At 61.0% G+C, this 16,913-nt stretch carries 19 protein-coding genes and 1 tRNA gene; 5 read left to right on the top strand and 15 right to left on the bottom strand.

Going from position 1 to position 16,913, the window contains the following annotated elements:
- Positions 1 to 149: 149 nt before the first annotated feature.
- A complete protein-coding gene (locus HH303_RS14645) occupies positions 150 to 656 on the top strand; it encodes a hypothetical protein (protein ID WP_169626116.1) in 507 nt (168 codons plus the stop codon).
- Positions 657 to 686: 30 nt separating this feature from the next.
- Here the strand turns inward: HH303_RS14645 and HH303_RS14640 are convergent, their stop codons facing one another.
- A complete protein-coding gene (locus HH303_RS14640; RefSeq protein WP_169626115.1) occupies positions 687 to 1,400 on the bottom strand; it encodes a phosphoadenylyl-sulfate reductase in 714 nt (237 codons plus the stop codon).
- Between the two features lie 204 nt (positions 1,401 to 1,604).
- Here HH303_RS14640 and HH303_RS14635 point away from each other — a divergent pair, with 204 nt between their 5' ends.
- The 3 genes from HH303_RS14635 to HH303_RS14625 all read left to right on the top strand — a co-directional run bounded on the left by HH303_RS14635 (position 1,605) and on the right by HH303_RS14625 (position 3,077).
- The gene (locus HH303_RS14635) at positions 1,605 to 2,306 is read left to right on the top strand and encodes a putative metalloprotease CJM1_0395 family protein (RefSeq protein ID WP_169626114.1); all 702 of its coding nucleotides are present in this window, start codon (positions 1,605 to 1,607) and stop codon (positions 2,304 to 2,306) included.
- A gap of 128 nt (positions 2,307 to 2,434) precedes the next feature.
- Positions 2,435 to 2,692: a hypothetical protein gene (locus HH303_RS14630; protein WP_169626113.1), complete on the top strand. Its 258-nt coding sequence runs from the start codon at positions 2,435 to 2,437 to the stop codon at positions 2,690 to 2,692.
- Positions 2,682 to 3,077 carry a hypothetical protein gene (locus tag HH303_RS14625; RefSeq protein WP_169626112.1) on the top strand — a complete coding sequence of 132 codons (396 nt, stop codon included), beginning with the start codon at positions 2,682 to 2,684 and terminating at the stop codon, positions 3,075 to 3,077. Before HH303_RS14630 ends, HH303_RS14625 begins: the two co-directional genes overlap by 11 nt.
- Positions 3,078 to 3,081: 4 nt before the next feature.
- On the opposite strand, the gene HH303_RS14620 is transcribed toward HH303_RS14625, so the two are convergent.
- The 9 genes from HH303_RS14620 to rplU form a co-directional block, all read right to left on the bottom strand.
- Positions 3,082 to 3,393, bottom strand: coding sequence for a cupin (locus HH303_RS14620; protein WP_169626111.1), 312 nt, complete (start codon positions 3,391 to 3,393; stop codon positions 3,082 to 3,084).
- A 5-nt stretch (positions 3,394 to 3,398) separates the two neighbouring features.
- Positions 3,399 to 3,857, bottom strand: coding sequence for a 23S rRNA (pseudouridine(1915)-N(3))-methyltransferase RlmH (locus tag HH303_RS14615; protein ID WP_169626110.1), 459 nt, complete (start codon positions 3,855 to 3,857; stop codon positions 3,399 to 3,401).
- 30 nt (positions 3,858 to 3,887) lie between these two features.
- Entirely contained in the window at positions 3,888 to 4,244 is a 357-nt protein-coding gene (gene rsfS, locus HH303_RS14610) for a ribosome silencing factor (RefSeq protein WP_169626109.1), read from the bottom strand.
- 89 nt (positions 4,245 to 4,333) lie between these two features.
- Positions 4,334 to 4,987 carry a nicotinate-nucleotide adenylyltransferase gene (locus HH303_RS14605; protein WP_227421836.1) on the bottom strand — a complete coding sequence of 218 codons (654 nt, stop codon included), beginning with the start codon at positions 4,985 to 4,987 and terminating at the stop codon, positions 4,334 to 4,336.
- A gap of 32 nt (positions 4,988 to 5,019) precedes the next feature.
- Positions 5,020 to 6,300 carry a glutamate-5-semialdehyde dehydrogenase gene (locus HH303_RS14600; protein WP_169626107.1) on the bottom strand — a complete coding sequence of 427 codons (1,281 nt, stop codon included), beginning with the start codon at positions 6,298 to 6,300 and terminating at the stop codon, positions 5,020 to 5,022.
- Between the two features lie 12 nt (positions 6,301 to 6,312).
- Positions 6,313 to 7,461 carry a glutamate 5-kinase gene (gene proB, locus HH303_RS14595; protein ID WP_169626106.1) on the bottom strand — a complete coding sequence of 383 codons (1,149 nt, stop codon included), beginning with the start codon at positions 7,459 to 7,461 and terminating at the stop codon, positions 6,313 to 6,315.
- A gap of 54 nt (positions 7,462 to 7,515) precedes the next feature.
- The gene (gene obgE, locus HH303_RS14590) at positions 7,516 to 8,595 is read right to left on the bottom strand and encodes a GTPase ObgE (RefSeq protein WP_169626105.1); all 1,080 of its coding nucleotides are present in this window, start codon (positions 8,593 to 8,595) and stop codon (positions 7,516 to 7,518) included.
- A 94-nt stretch (positions 8,596 to 8,689) separates the two neighbouring features.
- The gene (gene rpmA, locus HH303_RS14585; protein ID WP_169626104.1) at positions 8,690 to 8,956 is read right to left on the bottom strand and encodes a 50S ribosomal protein L27; all 267 of its coding nucleotides are present in this window, start codon (positions 8,954 to 8,956) and stop codon (positions 8,690 to 8,692) included.
- A 29-nt stretch (positions 8,957 to 8,985) separates the two neighbouring features.
- Complete coding sequence (gene rplU, locus HH303_RS20315) at positions 8,986 to 9,480, bottom strand: 50S ribosomal protein L21 (RefSeq protein WP_169626103.1); 495 nt, start codon at positions 9,478 to 9,480, stop codon at positions 8,986 to 8,988.
- Positions 9,481 to 9,849: 369 nt separating this feature from the next.
- On the opposite strand from rplU, the gene HH303_RS14575 reads away from it, so the two are divergent.
- Positions 9,850 to 9,939 (top strand) — tRNA-Ser (locus HH303_RS14575).
- A 160-nt stretch (positions 9,940 to 10,099) separates the two neighbouring features.
- On the opposite strand, the gene HH303_RS14570 is transcribed toward HH303_RS14575, so the two are convergent.
- Genes HH303_RS14570 through HH303_RS14550 form a run of 5 tightly spaced genes read right to left on the bottom strand, consistent with a single transcriptional unit; the run spans position 10,100 to position 16,890 of the window.
- Positions 10,100 to 11,599, bottom strand: a complete 1,500-nt coding sequence (locus HH303_RS14570) for a sugar ABC transporter ATP-binding protein (protein ID WP_169626102.1) — start codon at positions 11,597 to 11,599, stop codon at positions 10,100 to 10,102.
- Positions 11,596 to 12,702: an SMP-30/gluconolactonase/LRE family protein gene (locus HH303_RS14565; protein WP_169626101.1), complete on the bottom strand. Its 1,107-nt coding sequence runs from the start codon at positions 12,700 to 12,702 to the stop codon at positions 11,596 to 11,598. The genes HH303_RS14570 and HH303_RS14565 overlap by 4 nt, the downstream gene beginning before the upstream one ends.
- Complete coding sequence (locus HH303_RS14560) at positions 12,699 to 14,816, bottom strand: ABC transporter permease (protein ID WP_169626100.1); 2,118 nt, start codon at positions 14,814 to 14,816, stop codon at positions 12,699 to 12,701. Before HH303_RS14560 ends, HH303_RS14565 begins: the two co-directional genes overlap by 4 nt.
- Positions 14,817 to 14,835: 19 nt before the next feature.
- Positions 14,836 to 15,849, bottom strand: coding sequence for a sugar ABC transporter substrate-binding protein (locus HH303_RS14555; RefSeq protein WP_169626099.1), 1,014 nt, complete (start codon positions 15,847 to 15,849; stop codon positions 14,836 to 14,838).
- A 48-nt stretch (positions 15,850 to 15,897) separates the two neighbouring features.
- On the bottom strand, positions 15,898 to 16,890 hold the full coding sequence (locus tag HH303_RS14550; protein WP_169626098.1) for an ABC transporter permease: 993 nt from the start codon (positions 16,888 to 16,890) through the stop codon (positions 15,898 to 15,900).
- Positions 16,891 to 16,913: the final 23 nt, after the last annotated feature.

Below are 16,913 nucleotides of genomic sequence, written 5' to 3'. Positions count from 1 at the left end.
GCCGGGCACATACAAAATACAGGGCACCGCCTTCGTTATGGGTAATATCGCAATCGCCGGGCCATTTAAAGGCCAAGGACCATATAAAGGCCATTGAGCCATGGGCGCGACGGCAACCACTCTCATCCAGCAATCCGCAGGGGGACAGTATGGCTAAAGCCAAGGAGGCACCGGCTTTCGACGCAACACTCAGATCGCCCGCGCTTGCTCTCAGGGCTTTCGAACGGGAAATCATGAAAATCCTGGATGCGTCGGAAACGCCGCTGGCCCGGCAGGATTCCTCCCAGCTGTGCAGCATTCACAGCTATACGATTCTGATGTTCCTTGCGGATTTCGCGTCGTCGGACCTGAATGAGAAGCAGTTCGAAACCCTTCTCGACCGGCATGGGGTGGCAACACCCGGCAACCTGAAAATTTTCCCTAATCTCAGCCAATCCGCGCTGTTCGAGATTTTCGGAAAAATCGGCGTATCCCGCGAAACGATCCGGCGGCTGTTGATCCTGCTGTCGCAATACGGCTTGGTCGACCGGATCAGCAAGGGACCGCCTTTCCCCGACCAACTGGCGATTTCCAAGGCGGGGACGAAACTGATCGCCCGCGTGGCGAAGAAGCTGGCCAAGGAGATGACGAAGGACAAGTCCTTCGCCTATCTCTAATAGACCCACTTCGGTTGATCGGGATACCGGTCAGGCGGCCTGACTGCCGTAGCGGTGAATGCCGCATTCGGTTTTGCCGAGACCGGACCAGCGTCCGGACCGGGAGTCGCCCGCTTCCGTCGGCAACCCGGTGCACGGGCCGCAGCCGATGGAGGCATATCCCTTGAACCACAGGGGATGGCGCGGCAGGCCGTAATTGTCGAAATAGGCGTCGATGCGGGCGGGCGACCAATTCGCCAGTGGATTGAGCTTCAATCGGGTCGGCCCGTCGGCTTCGGCCGTCGCGAGGGTTGAGCGCGATCCGCCCTGAAAGCGTTTGCGTCCGGTGATCCAGCAATCGAATTCCGACAGAGCCTCTTCCAGCGGGATCACCTTGCGGATTTCACAGCACGCATCCGTATTCGTCTGATGCAGCAATCCGGTTTGGTCGCCGGCGATCTTGTCCTGCGCCGGGCCGATACTGCGCACGTCTTCCAGGCGCAGCCGGTCGATCAGCATATCGCGGTATTCCAACGTTTCCTTGAAATGCTTTCCGGTATCCACAAAGAGGATCGGAATTTTGCGATCGATCCGCGCGACCATGTCCAGAACCACCGCGGATTCCGCGCCGAAGGCCGACACCACGCTGATGCGGTCGGGAAATATTTCGCCCATCGCCTTACTCAACAATTCGACGTCGTCATAGCCCGACAACGCCTGCAACGCGGCGTCAAAGCGGTGTTCTGTGATTGCTGCTTCGGTCATCATGGTCTCCATGCGGATCAGTTATAAACATATCTATTGTGTGAATCAAAATATTCCACACTGTTTTTGAATTTTTTTGCGTGTGGCCTCTCTTACGCCCCGTTGCTATAGTGCCGCGATCCCGGACGGCAGAATGCCGCCGGGTCCGAACGAGGACCGCGGAAGACGGAAGAAACCGACCTTCACGCCTTGAACGGACAGACGATGCGCATCGGGTCGGCCGATTTGGCCATAACGGCAGTGCAGGCAAGCCGCACGGCGACGGCGACGGCAACGCCTTCCCCGAAAAAGGGTGATCCGGCAGCGCGTCCCGAAGGGGCCGCCCCTCCTGTTCCGCCTGCCGTCGGCTATACGCAATCGCCGCTCAGCGCCGATACGATCACGGCCGTTCAGGGACAAAATAGGACCGACGGGAAACCGCCGTCCGACCAGGACGAGACCGGATCAGACGGTCTGACGCCTGAAGAAGAAGCAATCGTGGACGACCTGCAACAGCGGGATGCCGAAGTCCGCCGCCATGAACAGGCGCATGCCGCCGTGGGCGGGCAATATGCCGGTGCGCCGTCCTACGAATATGAACGCGGCCCCGACGGCCAATTCTATGCCGTCGGCGGAGAGGTCAGCATCGATACCAGCGCCATCCCCGGCGACCCGGAAGCAACCATCGCGAAGATGCAGCAAGTCCGCCGCGCGGCCCTGGCCCCGGCGCAACCGTCCGCCCAGGATCGCCGCGTCGCGACGGAAGCCCAACAGGCCCTCGTCGAAGCGAGGGCGGAACTGGCGCAAGCAGAGTCCGACGAAGGGTCACCCGCCGCATCCGTCGAACCGGAGCGGACCGCGCCGGACGACAGCGCCTCCCGCAGCCTGGCCGCCGCCCGTGCTTTCCAGCAAACGACGGCACGGTAACCCCCCTTCAAGAGTCCACTCGAACAACCGAAATCAGCCTCGCATTCGATCGATTCGCGCGGCCCGGCGACCGCTGCCTTGACTCTTTTTTGTTATATTGGTACATTTGTACCAATATGGAGATGAAAATGACCAAAGCAATTGAGCGCGTCCAAACCGGCGTGCGGATCGAAAAGCGCCTGATCAAGGTCATGAAGGCCGTCGCGGAACTGCACGACCTTTCCCTCGGCGACCTGATCGAGGGGGTGATGCTGCATGCCTTCGAAGGAAAAGCCCCGTTCGGGCCCGCGACCTTGGCCCAGATCGACAAACTGCGCGCGGTCTATCAATTGGATCTGACCGCGTCGGACAGCCATATGCTCAAGGAGAACCCGGATGACCGATGAAGAGTTTCAAACCGCTTTCGAGACCTTGTCTCTACCACCCGCAAGTTTCGACCACGCGGCGCATGTCCGTCTGGCGTGGCTGTATCTCAAAGACCAACCCCTGCCGGAAGCCATGCAGCGATACCGGGACGGGTTGAAAGCATTCGCCGCCCATATCGGCCAACCGGCGAAGTATCACGAAACCATTACCTTCGCCTTCCTGTCCATGATCCGCGAACGCATTGCGAGAGCACCGGAGACCGAAGACTGGGAGACGTTTCGCGCCGGCAATACCGACCTGTTCGGGTCTGTTCCAAAACTGATGGGGGTTTGGTATAGCGCCGACCGCCTGAACGATGCCGACGCGCGGTCCGGCTTCGTCATGCCGGATCGATACGCGTCCTAATGGGCTAAACGCTGCCCGCGCGTTCGACCACCAGGACGCGCGCCGCGCCGATCGGATGGGCGACATGTTCGTCCCCGTCCTGCGCGTGGAAGATGTCGCCGGGCCCCAGGCGATGAACCGCCTCCACGCCATTCTGACGGATATGCATGTCGACGGATCCGGTCAGCACGACGAATACTTCCGGCCCATCGTTCACGTGCCATTTATAGGGCTGATCGGTCCAATGCAGGCGCACCGTCGCATCGTCGATCCGCTCGATATCCAACGCCTCCCAAGCACGGTTGCCGGTGAAGTCCTGCGGTTTGATCACGTTCATTGACGTCAGTCCCGGTGATAGGGGTGGCCGTCCAATATCTGACGGCACCGATAAATCTGTTCCGCAAGCATCGGCCGGACCAGCATATGCGGCCAGGTGACCCGGCCGAAACGGATCAACAGGCGGGCATCGCGCTTCAGCCCGTCGGACAATCCGTCCGCGCCGCCGATCAGAAAAACCAGATCGGCGGTCCCGGCATCCTCCCATTTTCTGAAATGGTCAGCCAGTTTGCGGCTGGTCGGGTCCTCGCCCGTTTCATCCATGCCGACGATCACGGCCCCCGGCGGAATTTTCGCGCGGATCAGTTCATCTTCGCGCTGGATACGTTGATCGACCGGCAGCGGGCGTTTTTCCTCAACCTCTATCAGGTCCAGGGGCCAGGATATCCGAGACTTGTAAAAATCGAAAAGTTCCTGCTCCGGCCCGCGCCGCGCGCGGCCGACAGCGACAATACGTATCTTCACCGAACCCTCTCGACCGAAGTCGCGTTCCGATCAGGCGTGTCCGCCGACCGCGCCGATCGCGTCCTGCGCCGTTTCCGGCATGGCGACGCCCCACATCTTCTCAAGATTGTAGAAGCTGCGCACTTCCGGGCGGAACAGGTGAACGATAACGTCGCCGGTATCGATCAGAACCCAGTCGCCCTGATTCATGCCTTCGACGGTCGTCCCTTCGACGCCCGCTTTCTTCAATCTTTCGATGAGGTGGTTGGCCATGGAAACGACCTGCCGGGTCGACGTGCCGGATGCGATCACCATGTGATCGGCGATGGACGACTTCCCGCGGAGCTCGATCACGGTCACGGCCTGCGCCTTGTCGTCATCGAGAGAGGTTTCGATCAACCCCAACATCGCGTCAGGGTCAGTCGCCTGCAAAGAGAGGCTAGAGATTGTCGGTTTCTCCTAATCAATGCCGCCTGTGAACACCCGAACCGGTCCGTTCATTCGGAACCGTGACTGCCTGGATCCGGAGCGGGATCCCGGTCAGTCGATCCGGTATCGTCCCGGGTTACCGGGAACGCACCCGACGCCCGAATGGCGGTGGCCGACGCTTCGTGACGGCGTATCGCCAAAAATACCCAGGCCGGCGGCTTCCTAAATGCCAGGGTGGATGCAAAACGCTCCGGCACGAAAACCCTGGCGAACCGGGTCGCCGCCAACCCGGACAACGCCTTTGAATCATAGGTAGGACGGGCGAAAACGGCAAGGGGAACCAGCGTGAAGATGTCTTTCCATCGATACCAGCGATGTATTTGCAACAGGTTGTCCGCGCCCATCAACCATACGAAACGAGCGTTCGGAAATCGCCGTTTCAGCTTTCGCAGGGTCAGCGCCGTCTGAGTGGTCCCCAACCGTCGTTCGATGCTTGTAACGCGAATACGCGGATCGCGCGCCATGGCCCTCGCCGAGGCCAGACGCTGATCGAACCCAGCCATGTCGTCAGTGGTTTTCAGCGGGTTCTGCGGCGACACCATCCACCAAACCTGATCCAGGCCCAGGCGCTTCAAGGCCTCCCGCGAGATATGCAGGTGGCCCTCATGCGCGGGGTTGAACGACCCCCCCAGCAATCCGATCGTCTGTCGCCGTCCGGACATCACACCATCATACCCCGATACGAGCGCCCTCATCACGGCCGGGTCTGGCCATTTCCCCGCACTCGATACTTGAAGCTGGTGAGCTGTTCCGCGCCAACCGGACCACGGGCATGCATGCGGCCCGTCGAAATGCCGATTTCCGCCCCCATACCGAATTCGCCGCCATCCGCGAACTGGGTCGATGCATTGTGCATGACGATGGCGGAATCGACCTCGTTCAGGAAACGATCCGCGACCGCTTGGTCTTCCGTCACGATGCAATCGGTGTGGTCGGACCCATGATCCGCGATATGGGTCATCGCCTGATCGATCCCATCGACGACCCGTACGGACAGGATGGAATCCAGATATTCCGTACGCCAGTCCTCATCGCTCGCCGGTTCCATGATCGGCATCACCGCCCGTGCCGCCGCGTCGCCGCGCAATACGCAGCCGACCTCGATCAAGGCCGATGCGATCTTCGGCAGCAGCGCTGCCGCGACCGACCGATCGATCAACAGCGTTTCCGCCGCCCCGCAGATTCCGGTGCGCCGCATCTTGCTGTTCACGGCCAGCACCACGGCCTTCTCCGGGTCGGCGGCTTCGTGGATGTAGAGATGCACCAGACCTTCCAGATGCGCAAAGACCGGTACTCGTGCGTCGCTGAGCACCCGTTCGATCAGGTTGCGGCCGCCGCGCGGTACGATCACGTCGATCAACCCCGACGCGCCCAGCATCGCGCCGACGAAATCTCGATCGCGGGTCCGCGCGATCTGCACCGCGTCTTCCGGCAATCCCGCTTCCGCCAGGCCCTGGCGCAGGCAATCCGCGATCAGACCCGACGAATGCAGGCTTTCCGACCCGCCGCGTAAAATTGCCGCGTTGCCCGCCTTGACGCAAAGCGCCCCCGCATCCGCCGTCACATTCGGACGGCTTTCATAAATCACGCCGATCACGCCCAGCGGCGTTCGGACACGTTCGATATGCAGACCGTTCGGACGATCCCATTCGGCGATCACCTGACCGACCGGATCGGGCAGTTCCGCGACCGACTCCAATCCCGACGCCATGGCCTCGATCCGATCCGCGTTCAACAGCAGGCGGTCCAGCATGGCCGGGCTCAGGCCCTTTTCCTTGGCGAAGGCCATATCCTTGGCGTTCGCGGCCTCGATCTCCGCCGCGCGGGTGCGCACCGCTGCCGCCGCCTTGCGCAGACCGTCCGTGCGTTGCGCCGGTGTGGCAAGGCCCAAGGCACGGCATGCCTTGCGGGCCCGATGCGCCATCTCGATCAATTGTTCTTCGGCGTTTTCCGCCGTGGCGAGGGTCTCGTTCATTTATCCTCTCCCTTAGACCGTCGACCCTAGGGCCGTTTCGGCGGTGTCGGCAACAGTCTCAATGGACATGTCGTCCCGGTGGATCAATTCCGCGCGCCCATCGAAGCCCAAGATTTTTTGGATATCCGCGGTGCGGCGTCCGGCAATCCGCTCCGCATCCTCCGACGAATAGGCCGACAAGCCCTTGCCGACGACCCGCCCGTCCGGCCCCTTGATCAGGACCGCGTCGCCGCGGTCGAACCTGCCATGCACAGCCTTCACCCCTGCGGGCAGCAGGCTCTTGCCCCGCCCCAGCGCCGCCAGGGCGCCAGCATCGACCACGACCTCCCCGACCGGCTTCAAGGTACCGGATATCCAGCGCTTCCGGGCTGTCAGCGGCTGATCCGACGGCAGGAACCAACTGGCCCGCGCGCCATCGGCCAAGGCTTTCAAGGCGTGATTTTCCTTGCCCAACGCAATCGCCATCCGGCAGCCCCCGGCAACCGCGATCTTCGCCGCATCCAGCTTGGTGATCATGCCACCGGTCGATACGCCGGGGACGGCATCGCCCGCCATAGCCTCGACGTCCGGCGTAATCGCCGCGATTTCCGGAATGTGACGCGCGTCCGGGTGCTTGCGCGGATCAGCAGTGTACAGCCCGTCTATATCCGACAACAGGACCAGCAGATCGGCGCTCGCCATCGTCGCCACGCGGGCGGCGAGTCGGTCATTGTCGCCATAGCGGATTTCGCTGGTCGCGACCGTATCGTTTTCGTTGATGACCGGCACCACACCCAGCTTGAGAAGCTGCATCACCGTGGCGCGGGCGTTCAGGTGACGGCGGCGTTCTTCCGTATCCGACGGCGTCAGCAAAAGCTGCGCGACCTTGATTCCGTGCCGCCCCAGCGCTTCCTTATAGGCATGCGCCAATTCGATTTGACCGATCGCGGCGGCGGCCTGCTTTTCTTCCAGTTTCAGCGTGCCGTCACCCAGACCGAGCTGACGACGCCCGACCGCGATGGACCCGGAGGACACGATCAGGACTTCCTGTCCACGCGCCTTGCACACCGCAATGTCGTCGGCCAGCGCCTCCAACCAGGCGCGGCGGATCTCGCCGTTCTTTTCGACCAACAGCGCGGAACCGATCTTGATCACCAGGCGTTTCGATACGCGCACCGTCATCGTCTTCTTCCGCCTTCGCCTCTCGGTCTGTGGCCTTTGATTTAGGGCCGTTCGTCAGATGGGGGACCAACCGTCGGGGCGCGCGGCCTGTTCGGCTTCTTCCGCTTCCCGGAGGGCCGCGGCCCGCTTTTCAGCCTCCGCCCGTCGATAGGGCTCGATCTCTTTCCATAGGGCGCGCAACACGTCCGTCACGTTCTTCCCCGCCGCTCCCGACATGGTCAGGATCGGCGCGTCCGTTTCCTTGCGCAGTTCCGCAATCTGCTCATCCATCAATTCGGGGATGGAAGCATCGGATTTGTTGATCGCGATGATTTCCGGCTTGTTTGCCAGACCGCCGCCATAGGCTTCCAACTCATGACGGATGGTACGGTAGGACTCGACGACCGTATCCGCCACGCCGTCGATCAGGTGCAGCAGCACCCGGCAACGTTCAATATGCCCCAGGAAGCGGTCGCCCAGCCCGGCGCCCTCGCTGGCGCCTTCGATCAGACCGGGAATATCCGCAATGACGAATTCCTTACCGTCGACGAAGACGACACCCAGTTGCGGGTGCAGGGTCGTGAACGGATAGTCGCCGATCTTCGGCCGGGCGCGGCTCACCGCGTTCAGGAAAGTCGATTTCCCGGCATTGGGCAGGCCGACCAGACCGGCATCGGCGATCAGTTTCAGACGCAGCCAGACCCAGCGTTCTTCGCCCGGCTCGCCCGGATCGGCGCGGCGCGGCGCCTGGTTGGTGGAGCTTTTATAGGTCGTGTTGCCGCGGCCGCCCAACCCACCACGGGCCAGGACCGCCGTCTGTCCGACCTCGGTCAGGTCGACCAGCACGGTCTCCTTGTCTTCCGCCAGGATCTGCGTGCCGACGGGCAGTTTCATGACGATCGGCGGCGCGCTCTTTCCCGTCCGGTCAGAGCCCATGCCATGCTGGCCGGTCTTCGCCTTGAAATGCTGCTGATAGCGATAGTCGATCAGCGTGTTCAGGCCTTCGACGGCTTCCACGATCACATCGCCGCCCTTGCCGCCGTCGCCGCCGTCCGGACCGCCGAATTCGACGTATTTTTCGCGCCGAAACGAGACGCAGCCCGCCCCGCCGTTACCGGAGCGGATGAAAACCTTGGCTTCGTCTAGAAACTTCATGCGCGTATTTCCAATTGGACAAAGAAAAAGGGGAACGGTCCGGCCGTTCCCCTTTTCATAAACCCGAGATGTCGCTGCGGGTTCGGGACCGGCCTTACTCGGCGGCCTCCGGCAGCGGTCGCACACCGACATAGGTGCGCTCGCGAGTCTTTTTGAATTCGACATTGCCGTCGACCAGCGAGAACAGCGTGTAGTCCTTGCCGATACCGACATTGTCACCGGCATGCCACTTGGTGCCGCGCTGACGGACCAGGATGTTGCCGGCGCGAACGGCTTCGCCGCCGAACTTCTTCACGCCGAGGCGTTTGCCGATAGTATCGCGGCCGTTCCGGGAACTACCGCCAGCTTTCTTATGTGCCATGGTTCAAGCTCCTTTGCTTACGTCCGGCCTTATTCGGCGTCGGGTTTCTTGGCCGCTGCCTTCTTGGCGGCGGTCTTCTTAGCGGCCTTTTTGGCCGTGGTTTTCTTCGCGGCGGCCTTCTTCACCGGCGCGTCCTTGGCAGCCGGCGCATCGGCCGACGCTTCGGATTTGGCTGCGGTCTTGGCCGGGGCCTTCGCAACCTTCTTGGAGCCGTCCAGCGCGATGTCCACGACCTTCAGGACGGTGACATGCTGGCGATGGCCCTTCTTGCGGCGATAGTTCTGGCGCCGCTTCTTCTTGTAGATGATGACCTTCTTGTTCCGAGCCTGCTCCAGAACTTCCGCCTCAACGACGGCACCGTCCAGAAGCGGCGCACCGGTCTTGGCGCCATTCTCGTCGGAGATCATCAGAACCTGATCCAGGAGGACGGTCGCACCGGCCTCGGCGTCGAGCTTTTCGACGCGGATTACATCGTCTTTGGCGACACGGTATTGCTTGCCGCCCGTTTTCACTACCGCGAACATCGGTCTCTTCCTTGTCTTCGCTTCACGCGCCCTGTGGTGTCGTCCCCGGCGTCATGCCTTCGGCGGACGATCTTTCCTACAACGGCGGCCCGGAACCATGATCCCGACCGAACCTCGGACTGCGCAGTCACGCATATATATCGGGACCCCTTCCATCAGGTCGGGGCCGCCGAGACGCGCGGAATATACGGATCACCCTCCCATAGTCAACGACATTCTCATATTTGTCACAGACTTCCGCCTCGTTCCGCCGATGCCGCGAAAATCCGTTCCGACCGCCGCCAATTCAGGCTTGGCAGGCATCCCCCCATCGTGTAGACAGGCGCCCGTTCTGACCGGGGCCTCGCAACCGCGACCCGCCCCATCCGCGGAGAGGTGCCGGAGTGGTCGAACGGGGCGGTCTCGAAAACCGTTGTGCCTTCACGGGTACCGTGGGTTCGAATCCCACCCTCTCCGCCATCGGGCCTCTAAGGCTCTTATGTCCAAAATGAATAGCCTGAGTGCCATCGTGATCACGCATCTCTAGATTGGTCGACCTCGTCCTCGTCAAACACCATCAAGGGGGCGTCCGCTTGCTGACCCTTTACGGGCTATTCAGATACACGGCACCCCACCGACACTAATGCACAGCCGCGTACATAATCTTCTCTTCGGTCGCTTCCTCGATCATCATTTCCTCGACGATACGGCCCTGGCGCGCGACAAGGATGCGATCTGACAGATTGAGGATTTCCGGTAAATAGGACGATATGACGACGATCGCCGCACCGGCATCGGCCAGACGCTCGATCGTTTGATGAATTTCCGCAATCGCGCCGACATCGACGCCGCGGGTCGGCTCGTCAAAAATGACGACCGACGGTTCCTGGATCAGGGATTTAGCGATCACCACCTTTTGTTGGTTTCCGCCGGACAGTTCAACCACTTTGGCGTCGCCGCCGATGGCCCGCACATTCAGGCGCTCTATCCATTCCTGGGCCTGGTGCTGAACATCCTCCATCCGCACGAACTCAACGGGGTTGGAACCGCGGGCAAGCTTTCCCTGATAGACGTTTTGCATCACCCCCATGGTGGTGAACAGACCGTCGTACTTCCGGTCTTCCGTCACGTAGGCGATGCCTCGGCTGACCGCCTGACGCGGCACGCGAAAACGGACCGGCACGCCATTCAGGCGGACCACCCCACCATGAAAAAAATCGCGTCTCAGAACCCCGGCGGCGATCTTCATCATCTCCGTCCGGCCGGCTCCGACCAGACCGAAGAGCCCCGTGACCTGACCGGCAAAGACCGACAAAGTCGCATTGCGCACGACCTTCCCCATGGACAGGTTTTCGATTGCCAACACCCGTTCCCCCGGCTTGCGGGCAACGCGCTGGCGTCCCCCCTCCCCATAAAGCTCGCCGGTCAACTGACGCCCGACCATGGCCTGAATGATGGACTCCCGGCTGAAGGCCCCGGCATCGTCCGTCACAACCAATTCCCCGTCACGGAGGATACTGATCCTGTCGGCGACACTTAACGCCTCCTCCAGCGCATGAGAGATGAAGATGATCGACGCCCCTTCTCCCTTTAGCCGGTCCATCAGGTCGAAAAAATGCTGTTTTTCTTCCGGCGTCAGGGTCGCCGTCGGCTCATCGAAGATAAAGATTCGCGCCTTGTGATGGACGGCGCGCGCGATTTCCACCATCTGCTTCTTCGCCGCGCCCAAACCGGAGACGAGGGCCGTCGGCTCAACATGAAAGCTCATTCGTTGAAGATGCTGTTGCGCCTGAATGTTGATCCCGCGAATGCGGTTGAAGAATTTTTCGTCCCCTAGGAAGATATTCTGCGCGACGGTCATAGAGGGGACCAGGTTTGTCTCCTGGAACACCATCGCGACGCCGTTTTCCATTGCCTCGGCGGGCGAGGCAAAGGACACGGCCTTGCCGTCCATCAGCATTTCGCCAGATGTCAGGGGATAAAGCCCGGCCAGAACCTTGGTCAAGGTCGACTTCCCTGCCCCATTTTCGCCAAGCAGGGCGTGGACCTCACCCCTGCGCAGGGTGAAATCCACGTTCTTGACGGCGGGGTTGCCGCGAAAGGATTTGGTCGCGTTGCGAAAGGCAACAACATCGGTCATTGCGCGCCCTCCCTTTCGTCCGACAGATGCAACAGCTCCCCCGCCCCTTTGGATGCCGCAAAGACAACACCACCTCTTTCACAGGTCGCGGTGATGCCGTGGCGCGTGCCGTCCGCGCGGCTATGCCAACTTTCCACCGGCGTCATCGACGCATCGCACCGCACCACTAGCCCATAGGACCGCGACGGGGCCCACGGTTTCAGAATGCCCATTTGGCGGACGGAACCCTGTTGCAACGGCTGATCCGGATCGTCCGTTTGGCGCAGGTCCGGACCGACCCATTCGGACGGATCGATCGTTTCCATCATCTCCATCCGGTATTCGTCCTCGATCAGAATCATTTCAAAGAGCTGCCGGCGAGGGGCGAACAGAGCCAATAGATATCCGCCCTCCGCCGACGGAGCGATCCGCGCCGGATAGGCGGGTAAATTCGACAGCATCGGCGCGGGACGCACGCTCTTCGCTTCGGTTTCTACTCTCAGCACCCGATGCCGCCAGCTTTCGCTAACCGCCAGCGCCCCATCTTCCAACGACACGATCCCATAGGGGAACCCCAGTCCATCCGCCAACATCCGGACGGAACCGCAGTCCGGCGCGATGGAAAAGACACAGCCCGACGCACCATGCTGCATCAAATCCCTCTTCCAGGCGGATGCCGGGTTTCGCACAGATCCGACGCAGAGCGTCAAACTACCATCCGGTAGGAAACAACCGGCGGTCAGGCAACGTGCCTGATCCTCCGGCAGTTCCACCGAGCGCCACGCGCCGGGGCGGCCGATGCGCAACCCGCGCTTTTCCGTTGCCAAGGCAAGTTCCCCATCCGCACGCGCGGCCAGGAAAGTAATCGCCCCGTCGAGCCGGTCGAGTTTTTCCACCCGCGCACCATCCGGGCCGAGCGACACGCGAAGGAGAGCGTCACGGGCACTGCACAAAAAACCGTCCGTCGTCGGGGCGATATCGTCCAGCCCGTCAATCCGGGTGACGATCTTTGCCGCTTCCAACCGATTGTTCGGTTTGAACATATTATCCATCGGCGGAATGCTGATGCCCGTATCGCTGTACCCCAGCAGGTTCCGCATGAGGGATGTGATCAGGCCGCTCATTCCGCATCCCCCCAATAATCGTCCGGTGCTGTCCAATCCGGATCCGCGTCGGCGATGCGCACACGCCCGATCCGGTTGTTCGACACCCCACCAAGGAAAAGATAGCCCTTATGCTCCCGCATGGAGGTGATCGAGGGGTGTTTCTCCCCGTCCGCGTCCCAATAGGAATCCGTAATCGTCCCGTCCGCCGTCATCCGAATGACGCACCCCCGGTTAATGTTGGGAAACAGCCATTCATCCGCCGCGATGCGCTTCGCCATGCGACGCCGGAAACCGGGTTTTCTCATGGCCAGATCGAATGTTTTCGTACGCATGCCCAAGAGTGCCACCCAATAGCCGCCATTGGACGCGCGGTTGACGTTGTCGGGATAGCCGGGAAGGTTGTCGACGAAGGTTTCCCGCTTGCCCTTGTTCGGTCCGTCAAACCAATAGCGCATAATGCGGCAGGCCCAGGTTTCGGCGAACAGAAGCGACTGGCCGTCGCGGCAGACCGTGATCCCGTTCGGGAAGACGAGGCCACGCAGCAGAGTCCGCGTCGTCCCGGTCTTCGGATCGAAGCACAGCAAACGACCATTGCCGCGGCCTTCCAGCGCGTCCACCGCCCATTCCGACATCTCGTAGCGAATTGTGGCCTCACTGAAGAAAATCCGGCCGTCCGGCGCGATATCGAGATCATCCGGCAGGCGCAATCGGGAATCGTCGATGATCGACAGGGCGCTGCGGTTGGTTTCGTCCGTCACCTTGTGGACGGTTCCATCCGGGGTCACCCGATAAACCCCCATGCCCCCGACGCACGTGACAAGATCTCCATCCCGCGTAAAGGCCAGCCCAAGCGGGTGCCCGCCGACCCGCGCAAAGATTTCGTGCGTGTTGTAGTCCGGTGCGAAGAAGCGCACGATATTGCCGTGACGCGTCCCGGTATAGAGATTTCCATCCCGATCTAGAATGACGTCTTCGGGCCCCTCGACCGCACCGACACCGATCTGCTGAGCATCGCCCAGTCGGTCGTTCACGGCCAGCACCGGATCTTCCGCGACCCGTGGGCGCTCCTTGAGCGCCAGATAGGTGGGCGAGACGTAGACCTTGCTCAAGATCTTGCCGCGGTTCTTGACCCATTTCACATCGAACAGAACCGCCGCGACTAAAACCACGCCCAGGATCAACTGGTTGAGCGAGCCGGGTACCGCCATCCGGATCAGGCTGTTGCTTAGAATCAGCACCAGCACTGTCCCGATAATCGCGCCGCCGACGGACCCGCGGCCGCCGCCCAGGGAAACCCCACCCAGCACGACCGCGGTCAGGATCACGATTTCCAACCCGATTCCAGTATCGGCGCCGGTACTACCCAATCGGGCGGAAAACAGGAATGCCGCCATCGCGGTGAGAACACCCGACGCCGCATAGGCCATGCAAACCGTCAGCTTCACATTGATGCCAGCATTGAAGGCGGACCGTCGCGCCCCACCGACGGCCCGCAATCGCCAACCGGGCCGCATCCTTGACAACACGATATGTACGACCAGCGCGATCGCGACGAAGATCAGGAACGATATCGGAATACCGACGACGTTACCGAAACCAATGTAATCCCACAGGAACGACGACGGCATGCTGGCGACAATGGCGCTGGCCAGCTTCGGGAAGACGATGTCGTAGATCGCCCGGAAGATAACCAACGTAACCAAGGTCGTGATAAAGGCGCGTAGCCGCAGGTACCCGACCAGCACCCCGTTCAACAGACCGCACACCAGTCCGACGCCCAGGGTCGCGGCCAAAGCGACACCGATGGGCACGCCCAACACGTTCATGCAGACCAACGCGGTCAAGACGGTCAGCGCGAACACGGACCCGACCGACAGGTCGATCCCGCCGGACAGGATCACGATCGTCAGCGCGATCGCGATCAGCCCGAACTCGGCAACCTGCCGGCCCAAATCCGCCATGTTCCCGGTCGAGAGATAGCCGGGGATCAGGACGGTCATCACCAAAACAGTGACCGCCAGCACAAGCACCGGAATGACGTTGTCGATCCAGCTCTTGGTCAGGAGTTCGCCGAACAGCCGGTCCGGGACAATCCGGTACCGAAGCCGGAGAAGCATATCGCTGACGGCCATGATCCTTACGTGCCCGTGCTTACTGCAGGTCTTCGAGAGTCCAGCAATTACGCTGGTTGACATCGTCCTTGGTGATCAGCGTCAACGGGTTGAAGTACATCGCCTTCATTTCCCCGGCATCCGCATCGGATCGCAGCAATCGTGCGATTTCCGCATTCAGAATGTCGCCCTGAAGCGGCACGTTGTAACTGATGTAGAGGCTGAACAACCCCTTTGAGACATTCTCGCAACCGACCATGTTGCCGCCACCGCTGGTCACCAGGAAGACCTGATCGCCCTTTCCTGCCTGTTGAATGGCGGAGGCCGTTCCGGTGTCCTGGTTGTCCCATATACCGATCGCCCCGCACAGATCCGGGTGCTGCTGAAGCACGGTTTCCATGATGGCTCGCGCCTTTTCCGGATTGTATTCCGTCGCCTGCTGCGAAACGACTTCGATTTCAGGATGCTGATCCAGCACGCGGTAGATTCCGTCCAACTGGAAAACATCCGACGCGGCCGTCGGAACGCCGGTGTCGATCGCGACCTTACTGGAAACGCCTTTACCTTCGGCGCAGCGATCGACGACGGCCAACGCCGCCTGCTGCCCAATTTCCGTCCAGTCGGCCCCGACATACGAGTCCGTCTGGGTATTTGATTCCAGGTTGATTTGGATGACTTTGATCCCCTCCGCCTGGGCTCGAGCCAAAAGGCGGGCATAGGACTGAATATCCGGATTGTGGGCAACGATCAGGTCGGGTTTTTCTCCGATCAAGGATTGCAACGCGCGCGTTCCGGCGTCTGTACTCCACGCAGGATCCCGAATTTCGAAGTTGTAGTTCAAACGTTCCGCCTGCTGACGCATCTTTGCGGCCCAGCCTTCGGTCAGATCGAAGCCCATGGACAGCGGCAGGAACACCACGTTCTTTCCTTCCAACTCTCCGTGGAAGGCTGTGCTGCGTGGATTTTCGAGCCCTTTGTTCTGGGCCTGTGCGGCGAATGGAACAAAGACGACCCAGGCAACGGCCATCAGTTTAATCAGTAGCGACTTACTCATAACGTTCCTCCCTCTTTTTTCGTTAACCGTTTTTGATGTGTGTGTTTGTCACAGGTCCCCTTGCTGCGACGTCTGTTCGTCGCGCGGGTTGACCAGTGAATCGATGATGATAGCGAACAGCAGCACCACGCCCTTCACCAGGTTCTGGACCGTGAAGGGGATGTTCATGATCGTCATGCCGTTCAAAAGGATGCCGACGAACATGGTCCCAAGGATGACGTTGCGGATTTTCCCGTGCCCGCCGTTCAAACCGATGCCACCCAGGACAACGACCAGCAAGATGTCGTAGATGAAGGTCGAATTGTAGAGCCGCGCATTGATCGCCGAGGCCGAGGACGCCAGGATCAGCCCCGCCCCGAAGGCAACAAAGGCGCTGATCGCGTATTGCGCGACCACCATCGGGCGAAAGGGCACGCCGGTGATCTTAGCCGCCTCCGGATTGTTGCCCATCGCATAGAGCTGCCAGCCGAAGCGGGTGCGGCTCAACAGAATGTGGGCAACGAAGCATAGCATCGCGAAGGCGACGACCGTGACCGGAATACCGAGTATTCGCCCCTGACCGATGAGCGCGAACCAATCCTCGCCCGGCGGGACGTTCTGCATCTCCAGGGTGAAAAAGAACGTACGTCCCAGGCCATAAATGATCGACCCAGCGGCTAGGGTGGCAAAGATCGGCGGCACCTCGCCCACTGCTACGGCGAAGCCGATGATGATGCCGGTCAGCAACGCGAACCCGGCGCCGATCAACAGCGCGACTTCTAAAGGATATCCAGATCGGGACAGAGCGAATGCCCAGGAAACGGAGACGACCATGGTCGCGACCATCGACACATCAATCCCGCGTCCGACCACAACCAAAGCCATGCCGAGGGCCAGGATGCCGAGGATCGACACGCTACGCACCAGCGTTAGAAGGTTCCCCGCACTGAAGAACGCCGGAAGGAACAACGCGAAAGCGAGGAAGGCAAGCAGCGCCAGCAAGAAGACGATGCCTTCCTGACTCTTCACGAGAGACGCCGGACCGGGTGCCAAGGATCGCATGGGACGTGCCTTCCCTATCCCGT

The organism is Pacificispira spongiicola, assembly GCF_012926505.1.
Taxonomy (GTDB): domain Bacteria; phylum Pseudomonadota; class Alphaproteobacteria; order UBA8366; family Aestuariispiraceae; genus Pacificispira; species Pacificispira spongiicola.
The sequence above is the reverse complement of the archived record's forward strand: the minus strand, read 5'-3'. Positions and strand labels throughout refer to the sequence as shown.

What these genes read in the sequence shown, in the direction of transcription:
- HH303_RS14645 (WP_169626116.1), top strand. Translation starts at nt 150, where the DNA reads ATGGCTAAAGCCAAGGAGGCACCGGCTTTCGACGCAACACTCAGATCG.
- HH303_RS14640 (WP_169626115.1), bottom strand. Translation starts at nt 1,400, where the DNA reads ATGACCGAAGCAGCAATCACAGAACACCGCTTTGACGCCGCGTTGCAG.
- HH303_RS14635 (WP_169626114.1), top strand. Translation starts at nt 1,605, where the DNA reads ATGCGCATCGGGTCGGCCGATTTGGCCATAACGGCAGTGCAGGCAAGC.
- HH303_RS14630 (WP_169626113.1), top strand. Translation starts at nt 2,435, where the DNA reads ATGACCAAAGCAATTGAGCGCGTCCAAACCGGCGTGCGGATCGAAAAG.
- HH303_RS14625 (WP_169626112.1), top strand. Translation starts at nt 2,682, where the DNA reads ATGACCGATGAAGAGTTTCAAACCGCTTTCGAGACCTTGTCTCTACCA.
- HH303_RS14620 (WP_169626111.1), bottom strand. Translation starts at nt 3,393, where the DNA reads ATGAACGTGATCAAACCGCAGGACTTCACCGGCAACCGTGCTTGGGAG.
- rsfS (WP_169626109.1), bottom strand. Translation starts at nt 4,244, where the DNA reads ATGTTGGGGTTGATCGAAACCTCTCTCGATGACGACAAGGCGCAGGCC.
- HH303_RS14605 (WP_227421836.1), bottom strand. Translation starts at nt 4,987, where the DNA reads ATGTCCGGACGGCGACAGACGATCGGATTGCTGGGGGGGTCGTTCAAC.
- HH303_RS14600 (WP_169626107.1), bottom strand. Translation starts at nt 6,300, where the DNA reads ATGAACGAGACCCTCGCCACGGCGGAAAACGCCGAAGAACAATTGATC.
- proB (WP_169626106.1), bottom strand. Translation starts at nt 7,461, where the DNA reads ATGACGGTGCGCGTATCGAAACGCCTGGTGATCAAGATCGGTTCCGCG.
- obgE (WP_169626105.1), bottom strand. Translation starts at nt 8,595, where the DNA reads ATGAAGTTTCTAGACGAAGCCAAGGTTTTCATCCGCTCCGGTAACGGC.
- rpmA (WP_169626104.1), bottom strand. Translation starts at nt 8,956, where the DNA reads ATGGCACATAAGAAAGCTGGCGGTAGTTCCCGGAACGGCCGCGATACT.
- rplU (WP_169626103.1), bottom strand. Translation starts at nt 9,480, where the DNA reads ATGTTCGCGGTAGTGAAAACGGGCGGCAAGCAATACCGTGTCGCCAAA.
- HH303_RS14570 (WP_169626102.1), bottom strand. Translation starts at nt 11,599, where the DNA reads ATGACCGATGTTGTTGCCTTTCGCAACGCGACCAAATCCTTTCGCGGC.
- HH303_RS14565 (WP_169626101.1), bottom strand. Translation starts at nt 12,702, where the DNA reads ATGAGCGGCCTGATCACATCCCTCATGCGGAACCTGCTGGGGTACAGC.
- HH303_RS14560 (WP_169626100.1), bottom strand. Translation starts at nt 14,816, where the DNA reads ATGGCCGTCAGCGATATGCTTCTCCGGCTTCGGTACCGGATTGTCCCG.
- HH303_RS14555 (WP_169626099.1), bottom strand. Translation starts at nt 15,849, where the DNA reads ATGAGTAAGTCGCTACTGATTAAACTGATGGCCGTTGCCTGGGTCGTC.
- HH303_RS14550 (WP_169626098.1), bottom strand. Translation starts at nt 16,890, where the DNA reads ATGCGATCCTTGGCACCCGGTCCGGCGTCTCTCGTGAAGAGTCAGGAA.